Source organism: Calothrix sp. CCY 0018 (assembly GCF_963920925.1).
Taxonomy (GTDB): Bacteria; Cyanobacteriota; Cyanobacteriia; order Cyanobacteriales; family Nostocaceae; genus Rivularia.
The window spans coordinates 129,300-150,753 of the sequence record NZ_CAWUDI010000017.1 but is presented as its reverse complement, the minus strand read 5'-3'; the positions used below and the strand labels follow the sequence as shown (position 1 = coordinate 150,753).

Here is a 21,454-nt window from a genome sequence, read left to right as displayed (position 1 = left end):
TCGTAGGTTGGGTTAGACACGAAAATTAATTTGATTTGTAACGAGAATCTTAATTCGTGTCGTAACCCAACATCTTATTTACCCACAAACGTAATGTTGGGTTACGGTGCAATTTCTAATTCCTGCGTTGAAAATGACGATTAAAAATGCACCTAACCCAACCTACAAACTAATCAATTCCTAACTACTACCCTCTCCCCCACCACACATTCCGTAAACTCCCGCTTCAAAGCATTAAAAACCGGGCAAGCTGGCTGCTCTTGCAAATTATCCGGTTTACTCCAGGTAAACGGCGCTTTCTTCGCTGCCGATATCCACAACAAACGTTTTGCTCTAGTCATAGCAACATACAATAAACGGTATTCTTCAGCTAATTTCAAATGTTTCGCTTGTTCCCATGCTTCGGTTACGTCGGGTAATTTAGATTCACCATGCAGTGCAGCGCGGATTTGAGCGCGAGCTACTTCCGACAAGGTAAAGTCACCCATGAATTTTCTTTGTGGCGGAACCCAAAATTTACCCGGTATTAAGTTTTCATGTAAAAACGGTAAAAATACGTAATCCCAATCTAAACCTTTGGCTTTGTGCATGGTGATGATTGTCAGTTGATTTCGTCTTGTATAACGCGCTTCTGAGTCTTCGGTGTCCACGGGTTCAAAACGTTCGGAACTGACAATTTCATTAAGTACATTGAGCATTGCCCCCATTGAAATTTCACCGGCAATTTGATGATTGATTCTTTCTGAAAGTTTATCGGCTGTGGCTAATTCGGCTTGTTGGTAATCCAGTTTTAAAGCAATAAAAGAAATTATTTGGTAAAGAGGTAATTCTAAACGAGCGTTGAGTAAATCGCGACAAAATTCACCGGCTTTTTTTACGGCTTCGGTTTGCAGTGGTGCTAAAGGAGAAGGATATAGAAATTCCTCGGGTAAGGAAGCTAAAGCGTTTAAATCTTGGGGTTCGATTAATCTTCGTTTAACTAAAACCCCTAAAGCAGCCTTGAGAAAATCTGGAGAATGAGGGCGATCGCAAAATTGCAAAACTGCCAATATCTCTTCTGGTACGTGAGAATGTCTATCTTGTTCCCCTACGTCGTAAAGTAAAATATTATGCTTTTTACAAATTGGTCTAAGTTCTTGGCTTAACCAGTTTCCCTGACGGTTTTCTCTCACTAATATTGCCGCACTGCCATTATTTTCATTATCTTCTGGAAATAATTCGATAATTCTTTTTGACAGTAATTCAACGGTATTATGAATATCTTCCGGAGTGTAAATTTCTACTCCTCTTCCTATTGCTGCGGGGTTAGCATTCGGTTGTGGATCGTTAGCATCCACGGGAAGGATTCTTTGATAGCGAAAAGGGAGGGGAAGAGGATGGGGGGAAGATTGTTTTTGTGCGTGATTATTTTGTCTGCTTTGGTAGAGACTATTTACCCATTCGAGAGCAAAATTTGCAGTTTCAATAATAATTCTACTGCTTCTTCCAGCTTGATCCATAGTTGCCAAACGTGCTTGAGAATCGCATTCCTGGCAAAACTGGCGAAAATAAATCGGATCTGCTGGCGTAAAAGTAGAATTAATCGCCTGATTTGGATCTCCAACCCGAATTATATTAATTTGGGAATTGGGCAACGGATTTTGGATTTTAGATTTTAGATTTTGGATTATATCCTCATCCCCCCATCTCCTTGTCCCCTTGTCCCCTTGTCCCCATCTCCCCATCCCCCCATCTCCCCCTCTCCCCCTCTCCCCCTCTCCCCCCTCTACTTCCCCACTCGCTAATATTTCCAACAAACGAGTCTGAAGCGGACTAGAATCCTGGGCTTCGTCTTCAAATACGGCGAATACTTGCTTTTGTTCGATTTTTCTGGCGTTTTCGTTTTCTAATACTCGCAATGCTGCTAATATCATGTCGTCGTAGTCGATGAAATCTTTATCCCTCATCAGGTTTTGATATTGTTCGTATAATCCGGCGGCGATTTTCAAAACTTCATATGCATCGATGCTTTGCTGGCTTAATTGATGTAAATCTTCGGGTGTCATTCCCGAACTTTTGGCTTCGTGAATAACCGCTGTTGCTAATTCTGGTAATACTTCTGTACGTAAAACCGATTGACGGCGCAATCTTTCGGTTTCTTCTCCGTCAAACTGCATTCCTTCCATTAATAGAGCGTACAGTCGAGGATTATTTGCAATCCACTTTTCTACGGCGGTGCGGATGAAGCGGTGGCTTTGATTTGGGGTAATTAACGTGACGTAATCTAGCTCTAAACCGGATAATTCGGGATGACGGGTGGCAATATTTAACGCTAAACCGTGCAAAGTATAAACAACAAAACCCGTTTGAGGTAAAGATAAACCTTCTCTTAAATATTGGCGGATTTTGGCTTTAATATTAGCAGCAGCGGAACGTGTAAAGGTGACAACTACTAATTGACGACGAATTGTCGGACGTAATGAGTCTTTATTTTCGTATTGGCGAGCTATGGCAATTGCAGCAGCAGCAGCCATTCCCGTTGATTTACCGGCTCCGGGTACCGCAGATACTGCTAAGGGGCCACCTTTCCAGTCTGCCATTGGTTGCTGCCCGATACGTAGAGAGTTGCGGATATTGACAATCGAGGCAGTACGCGAAGATGTATGCAGCGTCGGCAATCGCGATGACAATAAACTATCTGGCACTGAACTTGTTAGATTAGCGTCTGACATATGAGAATTTATACAGTAGATTTTCTATATTCACAATAAATATTGAGATTGGAAAGAAGTTTAGAGGATGTTTTAAAAGTCAAGAAAAATACTAAAAACCTCTCTCCAAACCTCTCTCTCCGCAGTCGCTACAACGGAGGGAACCTCCGCAACGCGCTGCTCTCTACAAGGAGAGAGGCTTTTAATCCCCATTCCCTCGTAGGGAAGGGGGTAGGGGGTTAGGTTTCCAAGATGCTGTAGGTAAAACATAATGCTTCTAAAACATCCTCTTAGTTGCTCCCATTCCTCAATTAGCTAATAATTTAATGATGACAAATCGAAAGCTAAATTTACATTATTTGAGTTTAACTTTTTTTATTTCACTGGCGATTATTTTGCGCTTTTGGAATTTGCAACTAAAACCTTTGTGGATGGATGAAGTTATCACTGCCATCTTTAGTTTAGGTAAAAATTATAGTTCTATACCCTTAGATATTGTCTTTCCTTTAGAAAAATTGCGGGATGTTTTTAGTTATCAACCTGGAGTAACTTGTTCTCAAATTGCTCAAAATATTGCTACCGAATCTACCCATCCACCGCTATTTTTCTGCGGAATGTATGAGCTTTTGGGATGGGTTGCTCCCCTTGGTGATGACTGGGTAAATAAATTGCGATCGCCTTCTGTATGGTTTGGTGTCGCGTTGGTTGTGGCGGTGTATTTTCTTAACAGATTAGCTTTTTCTCGTAAAGCTGGATTAATGGGTGCTGCTTTTGTTGCTGTTTCCCCTTTCGCTGTTTATTTATCCCAGGAAGCGCGGCATTACACTTTACCAATGCTGACAATAAGTTTATCTTTGTTAACGCTGATACAAATTCAGCGAGATATTTTTCAACGTCAACAAGTTAAAGTTTGGCTTTGGCTGACATGGACAATTATTAATATTATTGCTATTTACATTCACTATTTTTGCATTATTGCTTTAATAGCTCAGGTTGCCACCTTATTACTCCTAATATCTTTATCTAGCTCGTCAAATTTTAAGCCTCTCTCCGATGCTCAAAGAGGTTTCCATAGCAGCAAAACATCTTTACGAAATTGTTTTATCGCATTAATTTTATCCATCAGTGCAATTGCGATCGCGATTATCCCCTGGCTATTGGTAATGCAAAATCATTTAAACCGTTCCGAAACCAGTTGGCTACCTACACCCCAACACATCGAACCTTTATATCAAACCTTGATGAATTGGGTTGTAATGGTAGTTATGTTACCCGTAGAAGGACAGCCTTTAGCAATAATAATCATTTCTAGTTTACTAATCTTGCTATTTACGGGTTGGTTGGGATGGCAAGTATTTAGAGGAATCAAGTTGTTATTACGACAACCCACAACTTGTTTACCTACTTTAGCTTTATTAAGCTTCACAACTTTTGTATTACTAGGAATATTTACGATTTCCTACATATTAGGAAAAGATATCACAGTTGCACCCCGCTACAACTTTATTTATTATCCCAGCTTCAGCGCTTTAATTGCAGCTAGTTTAACTAAAGTCCAAGATTCCATAAAAACTCGCGTATCACTACCGATAATTTTACTCGTTGGTTTTATCGGTTGTATTTTCGTTGTATATAACTTAGCTTTTCAAAAACCATATCTACCCCAACAAGTAGCGCAAAATATCTATCAAGAACCCACCGTTCCCGTAATGGCTGTAATGGCATATAGTAATTATCAAGATGTGGCTTTAGGTTTGAGTTATGCTTTAGCTTTGGAAAGAGAAAAGCAGGCATTTGATCGAGGCGATGGCATTCCTGCTGACAAATATTCTAAATTTGCTTTTTTAACCCAAACTTCTGGCTGGGAAGCCGTGTTTGAAAATCTTTCCCAAATACCCAATCAAAATATTTCTCAACTCAATTTATGGATATTTGCACCTGGAAGATTACGACACGATTATCCCCTTCAAATTAAAGTTTCTCAATCCTTATCCTGTAACATCGATACTAATCAGCATTACAGAATTGGTATTCCCTATCAACTTTATCGGTGTACAAAATAATTAGAACTTACGCAAAGCCCCCCTTTTCTAAGGAGCTTGGGGGATCTAAACCCAAAGCCCCCCTTTTTGAAGGGGGGTTGGGGGGATCTAAACTTGTGGAAAGCTTGGATAAGAATTATTCCATTTTAATTAAATAATCCTTTTGATAGTTTCAAAGAAATCCGGATAAGAAACCGATGCCGCTTCCGCACGATTAATCGTAGTGGAACCGGATGCATTCAAAGCGGCGATCGCCAAACTCATTGCAATCCGATGGTCGGTAAAGCTGTCTAGTTCGGCACCAGTAAGCGGAGTTCCACCAGTAATTTCCATACCGTCGGGTAATTCGCTTATGCTGGCTCCCATCGAGTTGAGTTGATTTGCCATTACAGTAATGCGATCGCTCTCTTTAACTCGCAATTCGGCGGCATCTTTAATTACAGTCTTACCCTCGGCAAATACTGCCGCCACGGCTAAAACAGGAATTTCGTCAATCAATCTTGGGATGATATCTCCCTCGATGGTACAGCCCTTAAGTTTACTCGAACGTACTCTTAAATCGGCTACAGGTTCCCCCGCAACTTCCCTTTCGTTTTCTCGCGTAATATCAGCCCCCATCATTTCCAAAGCTTCTAAAACGCCAGTACGAGTTGGATTAACGCCAACATTTTCAATTAATAATTCTGAATCTGATACAATTGCACCAGCTACCAACCAAAAAGCTGCCGAACTTATATCTCCCGGTACTACTACGCTTTGTCCGTATAATTTTACCGGCCCGTTAACGCTAACACTGTGAGTTTGGGTATCAATATCCAATTTTGCGCCAAAAGCTTGTAACATTCGTTCGCTATGATCCCGAGACAGCGCTGGTTCGGTAACAGTAGTTTTACCTTCCACCGATAAACCAGCCAGCAAAACGCAAGATTTCACTTGAGCCGAAGCTATGGGAGAATGGTAGTGAATAGGTTTAAGATTTTGTCCGCAAACCGCCAAGGGTGCTTTAGAATTATTATCTCTTCCCCAAATTTGCGCTCCCATTTGTTCCAAAGGTTTAACCACACGAGACATAGGACGCGAACGCAAGGAACTATCCCCCGTTACTGTATAAAAACGTCCCGCATGGGATGCCAAAATACCTAACATCAGTCGCAATGTGGTGCCAGAATTGCCAGCATCTAAGATATCAACTGGTTCGAGCAAATTGCCCAAACCAATACCTTTAACCCGTACCAATTCTGTATTCAATTCCGTTACTTCTGCTCCCATCGCTTGGAAACAGCTAGCTGTACTGCGGGGATCTTCTCCCAAAAGCAATCCTTCGATACGAGTTTCACCTTCAGCAAGTGCGCCAAGCATCAATGCTCGATGTGAGATCGATTTATCGCCGGGGACTCGAATTTTACCATTTAAAGATAGTCCCGACTTTGGTCGTCGAACAACTAACTTGTGGTTCCGGTTTTGTTTAGTTTCTATGGTTATGACAGAAGCGGACATTAGGATAAACTGGCGTGTGACTGTATGGGAAATTATACCCAAGCAAAAGCTTTACGTATAAACTTCTTCGCCCTTTATCCTAACGTTAAATCCGACACCTAACTCCAATATTAAACTTATTTATCCTTCTTCTTGTTATCCCATCCCTCTCATGCTGACTCATCAACGCAAACCCGTTTGTTTATCCTTAATTTCTACGGATTTACCAGTCCGATCCGTTGTAGAAACTGCCGCTACTTTATATCAAAAAGATAGCCAGCGCTTCCACCTATTATTGAATGCACCCCCGATTAAAACCGAGCAAGAAGCGAAATCCCAAAATTCGCAAAACGCCTTTTTTACACCATCAGCACAAACCAACCCTCGCGTTTTAAGTAGCCCCAGAATTTTGTGGTTAGAAATCTCCCCTTACAGAGTCATCATGACAATGCAAGGCAATCCACATTTAAGTTACCGGCACTTTTGGGAAGAAGGAGTTTACGGGATGAGTCGTTATTGGCTGCCTAATGAATCCTTGCAAAACAACCAGCCAATCCGCTTGAGAAACTTTACTCGCAATCTAACTTTAAGCGGAAACCCTTTACCCGAACACCTACGAGTAGAATACGAATTGTGGGCAGGTAAAGTTCAGCTAGGAAATTACATCCTCAACTTAGAAATTCAGAATTAGTTGTTAGTTGTTAGTTGTTAGTTGTTAGTTAATAATCGGACTTACGTAAGCCCCACTTTTTAAGGGGGGTTGGGGGGATCTAAAATGTCTGAAACACTATACTTTACGTTATTACTGCGTAAGTCCTAAATAAGAAACAACTCCTAACTCCTAACTCCTAACTTTCACCCAAAATAATCCGGCTCGTTTCCCGGCTTCCATTTAATATTGCAACCAATACTCGGCTTTTGTTCCTCAGTTAACGATTTACCTGCCAATACGGTATCAATAGCACCGCGTAAATCTGTTCCGGTTACGGGTTTACCATTACTCGGACGACTATCATCTAATTGTCCGCGATAGAAAAGCTTTTGCTCATCATCAAACAAGAAAAAATCTGGAGTACAGGCAGCAGTATAAATCTTTGCTGTTTCCTGAGTTTCGTCATAACACAAAGGAAAATTGAAATCTAATTCCGTCGCCATTGTTTTTAATAAATCTGGTGCATCATCGGGATAATTTTTAACATCATTTGCACTAATCGCAACAATTCCTAAATCGCTTTGTAAATAATCCTTTCCTAACTTCGCTAATTCTTCCTGTACGTGCTTCACAAACGGACAGTGACGACAAATAAACATCACCAATAAAGCTTTTTTATCCGTAAACGTAGAAAGAGAAATAGTTTCCCCAGATACCACATCAGGTAGTTGAAAATCCGGAGCCTTCGTTCCCAAAGACAACATAGTTGAAGCAGTTAAAGCCATAACTTTTCTCACACCTTGGTTCAAAAAACAGTCTTTTTCAGCTATTTTAAAGGATAGATATAAAAGACAAAAAATAATTTACAACTCCTAACTCCTAACTCCTAACTATTCCCCATGCCCAATGCCCAATTTAAAATATGAATCGATTTCGAGTAGAAGTTATTACAAAAACACCAAATCCGCAGCAAGTAATTTATGCTGCCATGCATCAAGACTATACCGATAGATTCGTGTATGACGATCGCGATCAATTCCCTTCAGAATCCCAATGTGGTGAAATTATAGTAAAACGGCTTTTAGCAGGAGAAAGAGGTCATTACGGTCCCTTAGAACATCCTCAAATCGTGTTTAACTGCGGTTATTTTCCCCACAGCGTTATGCAACAAGCGCGTACTCATCGTATTAGCGTATCTTTTGATGTTCAATCCTTTAGATATACTTCAGAACAATTTATCAAAGTAGCAGAAGGTGAAAAAGATATAGAAGATGTTTTTTACTTACGCCCTGTAGACTATTACACTAATCGGCAAGGCAAAAAATATTACTATTCACCAGAACAAAGACAAGCCGATTTAGACTGGTGCATGGAAGCTGTTAAACGTTACAAAATCGATTTTGATAATGGCATTTCTGAAGAACACATTAGAGGAAAAATGCCATTTGACTATCGGCAGCATTTTATAGTTAGCTTAAACTTAAGGTCTTTAATGCATTTCTTAGATATGAGAAATAAAAAAGACGCTCAACTAGAAATTCAAAAGCTATGCGAACTAATGATAATTCACTTTGAAGATTGGGTTCCAGCAATAGCAGAATGGTACAAATCTCACCGTTTAGGTAAAGCAAGATTGGCACCATAATCAGTTATCAGTTAACAGTTAGCAGTTATCAATAAACAATTATCGGTGAACAATTATCAATAAAACTTACGGAAAGCCCCCCAAATTAGCGGGGGGTTGGGGGGATCTCAATGTTGGGAATACCTAATTTTATGTTTCTTGCGGGACACGCAATACCTACGGTACGCTCCGCTAGGCGCTAACGTTGCGGTTACGTAAGTCCTAATGAATTAATTAACTATAACCTCTTAATAACTGCTCACTGCTCACTGCTCACTGTTCACTGACTTATATTCTCGCTATCGTCACTCTTTCAGGTTGATCTTGGTATTTACCTTGACGAGCTTCGTAACTAATAGCGCAAGGTTCACCTTCCAAAAATAATAACTGTACTACACCTTCATTCGCGTAGATACGACAGTCTGCACTTGAAGAATTAGAGAATTCCAAAGTTAAATGACCCCGCCACGCAGCTTCTGCTGGTGTCAGATTAGCTATTATTCCACAACGAGCATATGTAGATTTACCGATGCAAATTACCGAAATATTATCTGGAACTTCCAGCCTTTCTAAAGCAACACCCAAACCATAAGAATGAGCAGGTAAGATAAAATAATCTCCTGAATCAGAAGTATGTAACGCTGTTGATTCTAAATTTTGCTCCTTAAAATTTTTAGGATCTACTACAGTTCCGGGAATATGTCGAAAAATACGAAATTCCGTGGGAGAAAGACGTATATCGTAACCGTAGGAAGACAAACCATAACTAATAACGCGACGTGCTAAACTGCCTTCATCGCATTTAATTTCTCTAATTAAACTAGCTTCAAAAGGAGTAATCATACCTTTTTGAGCCATCTTAGAAATCCAAATATCGTTTTTAATCACAGACTAAAAATTAAAGATTAAACGTCAAAGGTCAAAGGTTAAAAAATGAATAACTCCTAAATCCTAACTCCTAGCTTTTAACTCCCATCTTTTCCTACAACCGATTCGGACGACGAATTTCAGTAATTTCGTCTGCTAAATCCAAAATAGATTTAGGCATCTCCGCTCCTGTGAGAATAATATCAACGTTTTGGGGACGCTTAGCTAAAAATTCTAAAACTTCTGTTTCGGGAATTAAACCGAAGTTCATCGCTAAGCTTAATTCATCTAATACAACGAGAGAATACTTACCTTCATTCACTACACTCAGTGTATACTGCCACAATGAATGCAATGCTTCGGTTTCAGTATCGTCTAATTGTGGTGTGTCGATGCAACGCGGTAAGTCACAGCGAATCCAATTCAAATTTTGTCCCAGCACCACGGGGTTATTTTGCCCCTGACGAATACCACCTTTGAGAAATTGCACTATCAAAACCGGGGTCCCTTGACCCGCTATTCTCAGTGCTTGCGCCATTACATTGGTAAAAAAGCTACGGTGAGAACTAGTAAAAACTTGTACTAACCCTTTAACTGTATGTGATAAACTAACGGTCGAATTTACACTTTTGTTTTCTAGCTGAGCAACCATAAATTAATGTTATAAAACACGTTAAATCAGTATTTTCGCGGTATGCAATTTATTTCAAAACTACTTGCCGTCTCAAGTTGAACAATAGATGTATGTAGCTTCTTGTGATTAGCTGCATTATTAGTCAATCACTACATTTGCGTTTAAGTCAATAGCTATTAAAATTTATATTTATATTGTCACAAAAGCAAGAGGCGGTAAAATAAAAATGTCTTTTATCTCAGTGTTAAATTGATTGATAAGGCTTAAAAAATAGTTGCGATATCAAGGAAAATCTCAATTCATTCAAAGGGCTGCTCTTCTGTAGCACTGTTGACGTACCTATAATTTCCACGGGTGAAATTTTAAGGCAGGCTGTATCAAGGTTAGACGAATTGGATGAAAATGCACGGTATGCGATCGCAACGGGTGAATTAGCTTTTAACTAGTTAGAAATAGTGAGCGCGTCGCGTTAAACTTTTCTACAATCGGACGGTTCCTATATTAGAATGTTATCACCGTCGTCATCGTCGGCACGACTATCGACGGCAACCAATCCCCAGAAGCCGTAGAAGAGAATATCATTTCATTGCTCTCAAATACCAAGGCTTCTATGTAGTTGATGTGATGCTAAATAATAAATTAATATTTTCCCGGCGTTGGATAATTCAGAATACAATCTAAATTAAAGATTTAACTCAAGCTTCTCAATTACAATAAGACATAAAGGCGAGTACTATAATACACACGAAGCAATAAACAAATCGGTCAAGTTTTTACCGGAAGAAGCTCAACCGATCCATCGAGCATCGTATCAATGTTCGCTTCTAGCTAGATCAAATCATTATTTGAATTGAACAGCGATCAAAAGTCGAGAGAAATCAATAAACGGGCTGAAACCATATTTATGTAAATATAGATAAAATATTTGTTTCAACAATCGCTATTACCCTTTACCCAACTTAGACTAATAAGCATTTATCCGAAACCTTAGCTGGTCATCAACTGGTCATCAATTTTAATATTCTTTGAATACCCAGCTAAACTATATAGCGTTCGGCAGTGCTAAGATGGCATGATAGTATATCTGTTCTATTAAGATTATCCAACCAATACCCCACATCAATATATTTTAGAGGCTCAAATGGCGGTTAACACAGATAGCAAAGAGAATGCAGGCAAGCAAAAAGCGCTCAACATGGTGCTTAGCCAGATAGAGAAAACTTTTGGTAAAGGTACAATCATGCGTCTTGGGGATGCCACCCGGATGCGTGTAGAGACGATTTCTTCGGGCGCACTTACCTTAGATTTAGCGCTAGGTGGTGGTTTACCAAAGGGACGAGTAGTTGAAATTTATGGACCGGAAAGTTCTGGTAAAACAACCGTAGCGCTGCACGCGGTTGCTGAAGTACAAAAAGAAGGTGGAATCGCAGCTTATGTAGACGCGGAACACGCTCTCGATCCTACCTATGCTGCGGCTTTGGGTGTTGATATTGAAAACTTGTTAATCTCCCAACCAGACACCGGAGAATCTGCTTTAGAAATCGTAGACCAATTAGTGCGTTCTGCTGCGGTTGACATCGTGGTGATTGACTCGGTAGCAGCACTAGTTCCCCGCGCAGAAATTGAAGGCGATATGGGCGATATTCACGTCGGTCTTCAAGCCCGATTGATGAGCCAAGCTTTGCGTAAAATTACTGGAAATATTGGTAAATCTGGCTGCACGGTCATGTTTATCAACCAGTTGCGGATGAAAATTGGGGTCAGTTATGGTAATCCTGAAACCACTACTGGTGGTAACGCTTTAAAGTATTATTCTTCGGTACGTTTGGATATTCGACGCATTCAAACCTTGAAAAAAGGTACGGAAGAATTCGGTATTCGCGTAAAAGTTAAGGTTGCTAAAAATAAGGTTGCACCACCTTTTAGAATTGCCGAGTTTGACGTAATTTTTGGTAAAGGTATTTCTACTCTGGGTTGTATTGTTGACTTAGCAGAAGAAACTAGCGTTATCAATCGTAAGGGAGCTTGGTACAGTTACAATGGTGATAATATTTCTCAAGGAAGGGATAACGCTATTAAGTACCTTGAAGAAAAACCGGAAATACTCGAAGAAATTAGGCAAAAGGTACTTGAAAAGCTAGAATTAGGCGCTGTTGTTTCTGCTAACTCCGTAGGGCAACCAAGCGAAGAAGAAGATGAAGAAGAAGATGAAGAAGAATTAGATGAAGAATAGCATTATCGCTCGCTGGGATGAGTTAGGTAACTGATAATTGGTAATTCGTGTGGAGGCAATTCAAGTTTAGTTTAAATGCCTGCTTGCCTTCCCACGATATCTCGCGTTCATGTCTGAAGCTAAAATATGGTTCTGGTCAAAATATGTATTAATTGCCATAAATTACTAGCTTTATAGTAAGTAATTGATCGGACTTAATCTTTGTTAAGAAAATTTGATTTATATTCTATAAATTAAGACGACTAGTCATTATTAGCCGTCTTTACTGATATTAGTAAAAAGCCTATTTTTTGATTAAAGTTTAATAATAGTTATCCTACCTATCATTTGTGTAGAGGCAGAGTGTTTTTTTTTCGTTTTCCTATAGCTGTATTACTATTTTTCTTTGTTCCCTGCTACCATTAAAGCACCTCATCAAACTAAATCTTTAGGTGCTTGCTTGCTATAAAAACGGTCTAAAATGTCGGATTTCCACTCTTGACTTAACTGCTTTTCAAAAGTCTGCATCCGCGCTATTTCCTCACACTCAGTTTCCTCATCGATATACTCGCTATCATTAAGCCTTCGAGTTTTCGTCTTGCTTTTATAGTACGAATGCAATGTTCCGGTTTTATTGCTAAGAGCGTTATCATCACCTGGTGAGGCGGGTACCAACTGCATCAATAACTCTACTGCAACTGTAGGTAAAACAGAACAACTATGATTGATGAAAAAAGAAAAAGTAATATTACCTACGCGAATAATATCTCCTTCTTCAAGCTTGGTTGGGCGATAAATCTGTTCGCCATTAATATAAGTACCGTTAGTACTGTTAAAGTCTACTAAATAAAACCCTTGTTTAATATATCGAATCGCAGCATGGCGACGAGATACATACTTACTATTAATGTTAATTCCACTGTTGCGATCGCGCCCGATAGTCCAAGTATTCTGAGACTGTCGCAAACTTTGACTTTTACCATCACGTAAGTTAGTAGTTACGTAAACCGTTTCTCCATCAACAACAGCCTGTATATAATACAACTGCGCTACATTCAACGAAGATTCGGAAAAGTTTTCTAATTTAAGAATCTGCTCTAAGAGACTGCCATGATTCTCATACAATTTTACAAAAACTTGATATAGACTTAATCGCTGTTTTAGCTCAAGGGGTATAGATTCGGGCGTTACAAGTGAGCCTTTCACTGATAAAAAATTTAACTCGCTAATATTGCTCATCACTACTTGGTTTCTGTCCAAAGTCAGAACTTATTACTTGTATTCATACACATAGAGCTTATGTCAATATTACGGTAAATTAAAGATTCGGGCTACCAAAATTCTCCAATTCTCATTCGGAATTGAGGAGGCTTTGCCTAAGTCCTGACGTATTGTATTGAAATTAAGCGATTTATTTATCTTTAAACTACATTAAGGCGATCAAAAGTACGTTTAATTGCGATAAATTCTTAAATATTAATTTCTCTATAGTTATTAGTAGACGCATTATAGAACAACATAATCAAACATTTATTTGACAAGCTGAATTTTTCACTGCGCTGTTCTATACTATACAGTATCTTATGCTTGGCATGAGAATTATTTATTCAAAGTATCTTATTATATTTTTTAATGTAATCAGTCCTAGAGTAGAAGTTGTTGAGGAAAAATAAATAAATATATATCTTTAGATAGATATTTGTACAAATACTTAGTTAGATTTTTCAAAAGCTAATTCTATATAAAGAAATCCATATATAAGTAAAAATTATTATAAAAATATATTGATTATCAGTATTTTTCACAAACAACGTATATTTTTAAAACCTATGATTGATTTTGCTAAAATCAAGCGAATTAAGAAAAAGGCTTAGAGATATTTCCTACTTAAAAAAAGATGATAATTCCAACAAATATTCCTCTATAGTAATCCTAAAGTAAAAGGAATTATAGAGGAAATTAACCTATACAATTTTAATTGCCAAAACTTTTTTATTGTAATTTTGCGATGAAACCAACATATATTTCTCTATAATAAATCCTTGATTGATGACTTTTTAAACAACGCGGTTACATTCATTGCGGTCTTAACATTATTGCTCGCGGGGCTGTTTTTGTCGTTTTTAATTATCTTTGCCCTCGAATATATAGAGGCTTATAATGATTTAACTTTAAACAAAACAGTAAATTGTTTTATTTTCAGCCCGTCAAATCATAATAAACCTCTTCTTCCGTTAGGACGTACAGTCATCCAATTAGTTTTTGCTAATGCTAATTGTTCGGGAGTTACTTTAGCACCTGTAAGATTCGCGCCACACAAATTAGCTCCACGGAGATTAGCATTACTCAGATGAGCATAGCTGAGGTCTGCCCCTCGAAGGTCTGCTAATTCTAAATCGGCATGGTTGAAATAAGCTTTACTTAAATTAGCATCTCTAAGATTGGCTTTGTTTAAGTTAGCTCGTCCAAAGTCGCTGTTGTAAAGATTTGCGCTTTGAAGGTTAGTTTTTTCAAACTTAGAAGAATGAAAGTTTGTTTCTGATAAATCCGAACCTTGCAAACTTAGCAAACTCAGATTATGTAAAGCAAAATCCCGTCTTCCCTTCAAATAAGCTTTCGTTAGGCTTTCAGAATTTAAGCGACGCTGTGTTTGGGATCTTCCACTGGAAGATTTACCCGAATCCGATACAGAAGTTGCGGCTTTAGATGTTAACACGGGGTTGTTCGCTCTTCTGGTTCGTACAGCAGTACCGGAAGTTGCTTTGGCTTTTCTAGCTCGAATCGCTGCCGCGACTTGAGCTACTCCAGTACTAGAGGAACTAGTAGAGGAGTTATTTGTCGTATTTGTACCATCTACAACACCTGTCGAAGTTCTGGGACTACCACTAAGATTTGATGGAGCAGCTAAACCAGAAGCCAAACTATCTAAATAAGGCTCCATCTCCAAGGCTCTAAGTACTTCATCAGCTGACTGATAACGGTTATGAATCGATACATCCATCATTTTTGCTAGTACTTGTGCAAAGTGATCGCTCGCGTGTACAAGTTGTTGCCACATCACTTCACCCGTTGCTGGATTGTATTCTAAATCCTTGGGAGATTTACCAGTTAATAAGTATATACACGTAATTCCTAAAGCATAAATATCGCTACCGTAAACCGGACGCATTGCCATTTGTTCGGGAGGTGCAAAACCAGGAGTACCAATAGCATACGCAGTTAATGCTGTATGTCCTGATTGCATTGCTGCTGTTTGGTTAACTTGGTTTTTGACAGCACCAAAGTCGATCAGAACTAATCTGGCATCTTGAGCGCGACGAATCAAGTTTGCGGGTTTAATATCGCGGTGAATTACTTTTTGTGAGTGTATATATTGCAATAATGGTAATATCTCACTCAAAAACTGCTTTACTCCTGCCTCTGTTGATGTTCCGCTATGTTTTACCTCCTGCTGTATAGTTAAACCATGAACGTATTCTTGAATTAAATAGAAGTGTTCGCGGTCTTCAAAATAGTCTAGTAAACGTGGAACTTGGGGATGATTCCCAATCCTACCCAGCGTTACGGCTTCTCGCTCAAATAATTCCCGCGCCATTTGTAAAACATGGGGTGCAGTTCCAGAAGGACGTAGTTGCTTGATTACGCAACTAGGTTCTCCAGGTAATGCCTCGTCTTGTGCGAGAAAAGTCGCTCCAAAGCCACCTTGACCTAATGATTTGGTAACTCGATAACGCTCGCGCAACAATATTCGCGCCCCACAAGATTGGCATCTCTCACTAAAAGGCAAGTTTTCTGGGTTGGGACAGTTCGGATTTAAGCAGTAGCTCATGCACTGTCAACTCGCTACAAAAAAAAATAACGGGGAGCAATTACTCTATTTCTATTATTGAGATATGAATAATCAGATGCCAGGTGCAAATTGCTAGGTTTGTTTTGAAGAGTTTCTAAAGTTTAAGCAATATTTGAACAATCTATAGTATAAATACGTAATTTTAGAAATTTTTCGGTTGATTTTTATTATTTTTTGTTAACTAAATAGGACTTACGCAAAGCTCTCCAAATTAGCGGGGGGTTGGGGGGATCTAAACGTCTGAAAAGCTTAATTTATCGTCGCAATTGCGTAAGTCCTACTAAATTTGAAAGCCAAAATTATCTCGTTATCATACATAACTGCTAAAAATTGTAAGTTGGTGCAGAAAAATAACGCTATACAAATAAATAAATGTAAATTTATTTCAAACCTCTTCCCCTGTACTTCCTGACCTACATTATCTCAATAATCATTTTTTTGTACTTACCTACTTACATTTGTAGCACCAGCAAAATATATGCTAATCTTAAATATATGAATATCAGTTCAGATATTCTATAATGATTTTGAAAAAAATGTTTTGGAGCTAAGAGAAAAATGACAACTACCGTAGATTTAATGAAATGCGCGTGCGAGAAATGCTTGTGTATCGTAAAAGTTGATAGCGCAATTAAAAAAGATGGCCAATATTACTGTTCTCAAGCTTGCGCTGAAGGTCATGAAACCATGACAGGTTGTGCCCAAAGTGGTTGTGGCTGTAATTAATCCTTTAATCGATAAAAGTAAAATCTTCACGAAATATACAATCCCGTCTTATTTGTTAGACGGGATTAGCATATATATGAGAAAGAGAAATCAGCAGCAATTGTTTTTACAACCCAGACATAACCTCTCGTGCAACTTGTAAAGTTTGCTCGATATCTTCTTCAGTATGAGCTATGGAGGTAAAACCAGCTTCAAATTGAGAAGGTGCTAGGTAAATACCGTGTTCTAGCATTCCGCGATGGTAGCGTCCAAATTTAGCAGTGTCCGAAGCTTTGGCATCTTCGTAATTATGAACCGGCCCGCTAGTGAAGAACATACCAAACATACCGCTGATATTACCGCCACAAGCAGCATGACCAGTTTCGCGAGCAACTTGTATTAAACCGTCGGCTAATTTTTTGGTGATTCGTTCCAAGTAATCGTAAGTACCTGGCTTTTGCAGCAATTCCAACGTCTTGATACCCGCAGTCATTGCCAAAGGATTACCGCTTAAGGTTCCGGCTTGATACATTGGCCCTGCGGGTGCAACCATAGACATGATATCTCGACGACCACCGTAAGCTCCTACAGGTAAACCACCACCGATAATTTTACCCAAAGTAGTTAAATCGGGAGTAACGCCGAACTTTTCTTGAGCGCCACCGTAGGAGATGCGGAAGCCTGTCATCACTTCATCGAATACCAATAACGCGCCGTATTCCTGAGTTATTTCGCGCAATCCTTCCAGAAAACCAGCATCGGGAGGAACAAAACCAGCATTTCCTACCACTGGCTCTAAAATTACGCCAGCAATTTCCGAGGGGTTTTCTTCAAATAGTGCTTTTACGGCTTCTAGATCGTTAAAAGGTGCAGTTAAGGTGTCGCTGGTAACTGATTTTGGAACCCCTGGAGAATCAGGTAAACCCAAGGTAGCTACCCCAGAACCCGCTTTCACCAAAAACATATCCGCGTGACCGTGGTAACACCCTTCAAATTTGATAATTTTGTCTCGTTTGGTAAAAGCTCGCATCAGCCTTAACACGGCCATGCAGGCTTCAGTCCCAGAATTAACAAATCTTACCATTTCAATACTAGGAACGGCATCTATAACCATTTCTGCCAAAACATTTTCTAATACTGAAGGGGCACCGAAACTGGTACCTTTTTCGAGAGCTTCATGCAGTGCGGCAATTACTTCGGGATTAGCATGACCGCAAATTGCTGGACCCCAGGTACCTACATAATCTATGTACTCGTTGCCATCTACATCCCAAATATAAGCACCCTTTACTCTGTCAAAAACGATAGGTTGACCACCTACAGATTTAAAAGCGCGGACAGGAGAATTTACTCCTCCCGGCATCAAGCTTTGAGCGGCTGAAAAGATTTCTTGTGATTTGGTAGTTTTAATCGTTGTATTTACCAAGGCTGTCTCCTAGAGTGTAATAATAATCGTCTATCTTTGGATAGGGGTTAAGTAAGTTGGCGGAAATAAAACTAACTATGTAACGGAATGTAAAAGACCCGAAATCCTTGCGATTGCTTCGTCGTGCCTCCTCGCAATGACAAAGTACAGTTATGTTTATTTACACCCACCTACTTAACGCTGTTTCAAACTTATATCGTAATAAATTAGCTGAACTAGCGTTCCCTGAAAAATAAGAATATGTTATGTAGGTCAGATCGGGATTTGCCGTATTGAAATTCGCAATCGCTACTAGACGGCTGTTGAGGATATTTATCGGGCAGCTTTCAACTCGGCTGTCCATTGGTACGGTGAACTTTCCAAGGATCATTAAGTCACTTTAAGAGCTGCCGAGAATGCATTAGTAAGGCGGCATATTCCCGATTCTTTGAAGTCTAACCGTAAGCATAAATCAAAAACATCCCGTAAAGATACACCATACAGAATGATATCGTGAATTGATGAATCATTCTTACTAAAGGGCGGTATTTAGCTGGTATGTTTTTTTCTGTAACAGATTCGCAAAACTGTATTCCCGTCGATAAAATTCGCTACGATGAACGAGGTTTGGTGCCAGCTATAGTCCAAGATTATTTGGATGGCACGGTTTTGATGATGGCGTGGATGAATCAAGATTCCTTAACTAAGACTTTGGGAACTGGTGAAACTTGGTTTTGGAGTCGTTCCCGTCAAGAATTATGGCATAAGGGTGCTACGAGCGGACATATTCAACTGGTGCATAGTCTCCGCTACGACTGCGATAGTGATGCTCTTTTAATTGGTGTCGAACAACTGGGAGATATCGCTTGTCATACCGGAGAAAGAAGTTGTTTTCATCAGGTTGATAGCAAAATTATTCCACCTCCTGCGGATACTTTGTCACAATTATTTGACGTAATATCCAACCGACGCGATAATCCCACCGAGGATTCATACACTTGTAAGTTATTTCAAGGTGGCGATAATAAGATTTTGAAGAAGATTGGTGAAGAATCTGCTGAAGTGGTTATGGCTTGTAAAGATGATGATGCAGATGCGATCGCTGGTGAAGTCGCCGATTTGCTCTATCATACTTTGGTCGCTTTAGCTCATCATAATGTCGATTTGAAATCTGTTTATCGCAAGTTGCAAGAAAGACGTAAATAAAGTAGTTTATCACCATTTTTTCGCTAGTTTTGAGTCGTTGGTTTTAATGATTCAAAACTATTTATCGCTTTATGTTCCTTGTTACATCAGGTTTGCTCAGTTTGCCGTTTATTTCTTTTTTTTTGATTTTTTTTGTGCTTGAAAAATTTTTTTTTATTTAAGAAGCTGATTTAGGGGCAGTTTTGATGATAAGCTTATTTATATAATGGTAATCTTGGCTAAATTATTTTTTTGGTCAATGTTTCCATTATATAAAAATGATATCACGAATTTCTTCATCTATTTCCGCAATTTTATAAAAATCGATTTTTTCATTATTTTTAAAATCAAAATACAAATCAATTTATTAAACCTATTTTCTTGATAGCATAAAAAAATTATTCAGCGGCTATTTTTTTTTAACAAACTATGAACTAGAAATCAAACGTTGCAAATAGCGTAAAATTGTAATTGTCAAAATAACGCTTGCAGCCAAACTTAACCAAAAACTATTAATAACAAATCGGGATTGGTCTAATGCCCAACCACCCAAAGGGGGGCCAATCAAATAACCAACAGCCCAGCAAAGGGAATTAATCGAGAAATAGATACCGCGTTTATCTACTGGAGCTATATTGCTGACAAAAGCTGCCGCTGATGGTGTGTAAGAAACGATAGCCAAAGCCCAGGTGAATAATGCCAAAGCTGCCCAAAATATTGAATAGCTTGATGAAACACCCGTTACCCAAATACAAATAAAACCAATTGCCCATAATAAAGCAGAAATGCTAAGCGCGGAGGAGTGGGATAAACGCTTCATTAACCGAGCAACAGGTAATTGGGCAATTATCGCGACTATTAAGTGCCAAGTAAAAAGAGCGCTGATAGTTGTTTCATTCATACCTTTATCTACTTCGGAAACCTGAATAAAATTCTTGAAATAAAGAGGTAAAGTACTGTGTAACTGAGAAATATAAGTAGTAAAGATAATATTCACTACCACAAATATAAGCAGACGATTATCTCTTAATGCAGCTACCCAAGAATCTAGTTGTGGCGGAGTAGAATCCGATATTGCATCTGCATGATGTGATGTTGGTTTAATTGATGCATAAATAACCCCAAAAAATACAATAAATGACACCCCATCAATGATAAATAGCAAGCGATAGTTGGCAGTACTCGCTACCAATGCTCCAGCTAAAACTATTCCTAAACCCAGACCAATATTATCTGCAAACCTCGTAATAGCAAACGCTTCACGGCTGTTTTTGCTATTAGTTAAATCGGCAACAACAGCCTCTGTCGCTGGCCAATACAAACCTACACCTAACCCATTGATCAAATTACCAATAACTAAAGTGACAAAATCATTTGTTGCGGCTAAAACTAAAGAACCAATTGCTGAAATAGCAGCTGACAATAATAAAGTACGACGACGGCCCCAAAATCGGGAATCAGCTAAAGAGCCACCCAAAATCCGTCCCACAACTCCTGAAATAGAATTACTTCCCAAAGCGATGCCAACGGTAGTTGCCGATAAACCGATTTGATTCACAAAAAATATGGGAGCATAAAACAAAGTAAAACCCGTACCCACTTCGCTTAGCAATCTACCGATCGCCAAAATCCAAATTTGAGTATCAATAGTCGGTAAGTGGTTGCGTAGAAAGGATTTCATGGGCTATAAAGCAATAAGTAGATAATATGCGTTGTAATTCTTATCATTAACCAGAATTTTCCTCACTGATTCCACATAGTTTCCACAGGCACTCTATAAGTTTTCCACAGGTTATTTACGTTTCAATAGGCTTCTTAAGATATTGCTGGGGATTTCTGAAAACCAGAATAATAATTTGTAAGGACTGAGTTATTATTAAGTATTGTAACAATAAAAGGTATATAAGCCTGATTATTCCGTAGAGGGCAGAATTTGATACCTAACTTTGTAACATTTCGCAGCATTGACAAACCTACCCCTTCTTAGCGCAAAATGATGCGACAAGATTTTTTTAGTCCACCCAAAAATCAATGTAATATTGCAGTTTGCCGATACCTTTATGCAGCACACATTCGTAAGCTTTATATGAAGCAGGTTTGTTTTCCATAAAG

15 protein-coding genes and 1 pseudogene are annotated in these 21,454 nt (G+C 38.9%); 7 read left to right on the top strand and 9 right to left on the bottom strand.

The window, feature by feature from the left end:
- Positions 1-173: 173 nt before the first annotated feature.
- Positions 174-2,711 (bottom strand): ATP-dependent helicase, encoded by a 2,538-nt coding sequence (locus ACM03V_RS14605; RefSeq protein WP_414621514.1) that lies wholly within the window; start codon positions 2,709-2,711, stop codon positions 174-176.
- A 305-nt stretch (positions 2,712-3,016) separates the two neighbouring features.
- Here ACM03V_RS14605 and ACM03V_RS14600 point away from each other — a divergent pair, with 305 nt between their 5' ends.
- On the top strand, positions 3,017-4,753 hold the full coding sequence (locus ACM03V_RS14600; protein ID WP_414621513.1) for a hypothetical protein: 1,737 nt from the start codon (positions 3,017-3,019) through the stop codon (positions 4,751-4,753).
- Positions 4,754-4,882: 129 nt separating this feature from the next.
- On the opposite strand, the gene aroA is transcribed toward ACM03V_RS14600, so the two are convergent.
- Positions 4,883-6,229 carry a 3-phosphoshikimate 1-carboxyvinyltransferase gene (gene aroA, locus ACM03V_RS14595; RefSeq protein ID WP_414621512.1) on the bottom strand — a complete coding sequence of 449 codons (1,347 nt, stop codon included), beginning with the start codon at positions 6,227-6,229 and terminating at the stop codon, positions 4,883-4,885.
- Between the two features lie 151 nt (positions 6,230-6,380).
- Here aroA and ACM03V_RS14590 point away from each other — a divergent pair, with 151 nt between their 5' ends.
- Entirely contained in the window at positions 6,381-6,899 is a 519-nt protein-coding gene (locus ACM03V_RS14590; protein ID WP_414621511.1) for a hypothetical protein, read from the top strand.
- Between the two features lie 164 nt (positions 6,900-7,063).
- Here the strand turns inward: ACM03V_RS14590 and ACM03V_RS14585 are convergent, their stop codons facing one another.
- A complete protein-coding gene (locus ACM03V_RS14585; protein ID WP_414621510.1) occupies positions 7,064-7,645 on the bottom strand; it encodes a thioredoxin family protein in 582 nt (193 codons plus the stop codon).
- A gap of 137 nt (positions 7,646-7,782) precedes the next feature.
- Here ACM03V_RS14585 and thyX point away from each other — a divergent pair, with 137 nt between their 5' ends.
- Positions 7,783-8,505 carry an FAD-dependent thymidylate synthase gene (gene thyX / locus ACM03V_RS14580; protein ID WP_414621509.1) on the top strand — a complete coding sequence of 241 codons (723 nt, stop codon included), beginning with the start codon at positions 7,783-7,785 and terminating at the stop codon, positions 8,503-8,505.
- 267 nt (positions 8,506-8,772) lie between these two features.
- Here thyX and dcd read toward each other — a convergent pair whose 3' ends face one another.
- On the bottom strand, positions 8,773-9,342 hold the full coding sequence (dcd, locus tag ACM03V_RS14575; protein ID WP_414621508.1) for a dCTP deaminase: 570 nt from the start codon (positions 9,340-9,342) through the stop codon (positions 8,773-8,775).
- Positions 9,343-9,466: 124 nt separating this feature from the next.
- Entirely contained in the window at positions 9,467-10,003 is a 537-nt protein-coding gene (locus tag ACM03V_RS14570; RefSeq protein ID WP_414621507.1) for a P-loop NTPase family protein, read from the bottom strand.
- A 444-nt stretch (positions 10,004-10,447) separates the two neighbouring features.
- Here ACM03V_RS14570 and ACM03V_RS14565 point away from each other — a divergent pair.
- Together ACM03V_RS14565 and recA are read left to right on the top strand one after the other, a co-directional pair.
- Positions 10,448-10,601: pseudogene (locus ACM03V_RS14565) on the top strand (adenylate kinase); the annotation flags it as partial.
- Between the two features lie 525 nt (positions 10,602-11,126).
- Positions 11,127-12,218 (top strand): recombinase RecA, encoded by a 1,092-nt coding sequence (gene recA / locus ACM03V_RS14560; protein WP_414621506.1) that lies wholly within the window; start codon positions 11,127-11,129, stop codon positions 12,216-12,218.
- 414 nt (positions 12,219-12,632) lie between these two features.
- Here recA and ACM03V_RS14555 read toward each other — a convergent pair whose 3' ends face one another.
- The gene (locus ACM03V_RS14555; RefSeq protein ID WP_414621505.1) at positions 12,633-13,403 is read right to left on the bottom strand and encodes an FHA domain-containing protein; all 771 of its coding nucleotides are present in this window, start codon (positions 13,401-13,403) and stop codon (positions 12,633-12,635) included.
- 1,006 nt (positions 13,404-14,409) lie between these two features.
- Positions 14,410-16,026 carry a protein kinase domain-containing protein gene (locus tag ACM03V_RS14550; protein ID WP_414621504.1) on the bottom strand — a complete coding sequence of 539 codons (1,617 nt, stop codon included), beginning with the start codon at positions 16,024-16,026 and terminating at the stop codon, positions 14,410-14,412.
- 579 nt (positions 16,027-16,605) lie between these two features.
- On the opposite strand from ACM03V_RS14550, the gene ACM03V_RS14545 reads away from it, so the two are divergent.
- Positions 16,606-16,773, top strand: coding sequence for a metallothionein (locus ACM03V_RS14545; protein WP_414621503.1), 168 nt, complete (start codon positions 16,606-16,608; stop codon positions 16,771-16,773).
- A 106-nt stretch (positions 16,774-16,879) separates the two neighbouring features.
- Here ACM03V_RS14545 and hemL read toward each other — a convergent pair whose 3' ends face one another.
- Complete coding sequence (hemL, locus tag ACM03V_RS14540) at positions 16,880-18,178, bottom strand: glutamate-1-semialdehyde 2,1-aminomutase (RefSeq protein WP_414621502.1); 1,299 nt, start codon at positions 18,176-18,178, stop codon at positions 16,880-16,882.
- 537 nt (positions 18,179-18,715) lie between these two features.
- On the opposite strand from hemL, the gene hisIE reads away from it, so the two are divergent.
- On the top strand, positions 18,716-19,363 hold the full coding sequence (hisIE, locus tag ACM03V_RS14535) for a bifunctional phosphoribosyl-AMP cyclohydrolase/phosphoribosyl-ATP diphosphatase HisIE (RefSeq protein WP_414621501.1): 648 nt from the start codon (positions 18,716-18,718) through the stop codon (positions 19,361-19,363).
- Positions 19,364-19,769: 406 nt separating this feature from the next.
- Here hisIE and ACM03V_RS14530 read toward each other — a convergent pair whose 3' ends face one another.
- The gene (locus tag ACM03V_RS14530; RefSeq protein ID WP_414621500.1) at positions 19,770-21,023 is read right to left on the bottom strand and encodes an MDR family MFS transporter; all 1,254 of its coding nucleotides are present in this window, start codon (positions 21,021-21,023) and stop codon (positions 19,770-19,772) included.
- Positions 21,024-21,454: the final 431 nt, after the last annotated feature.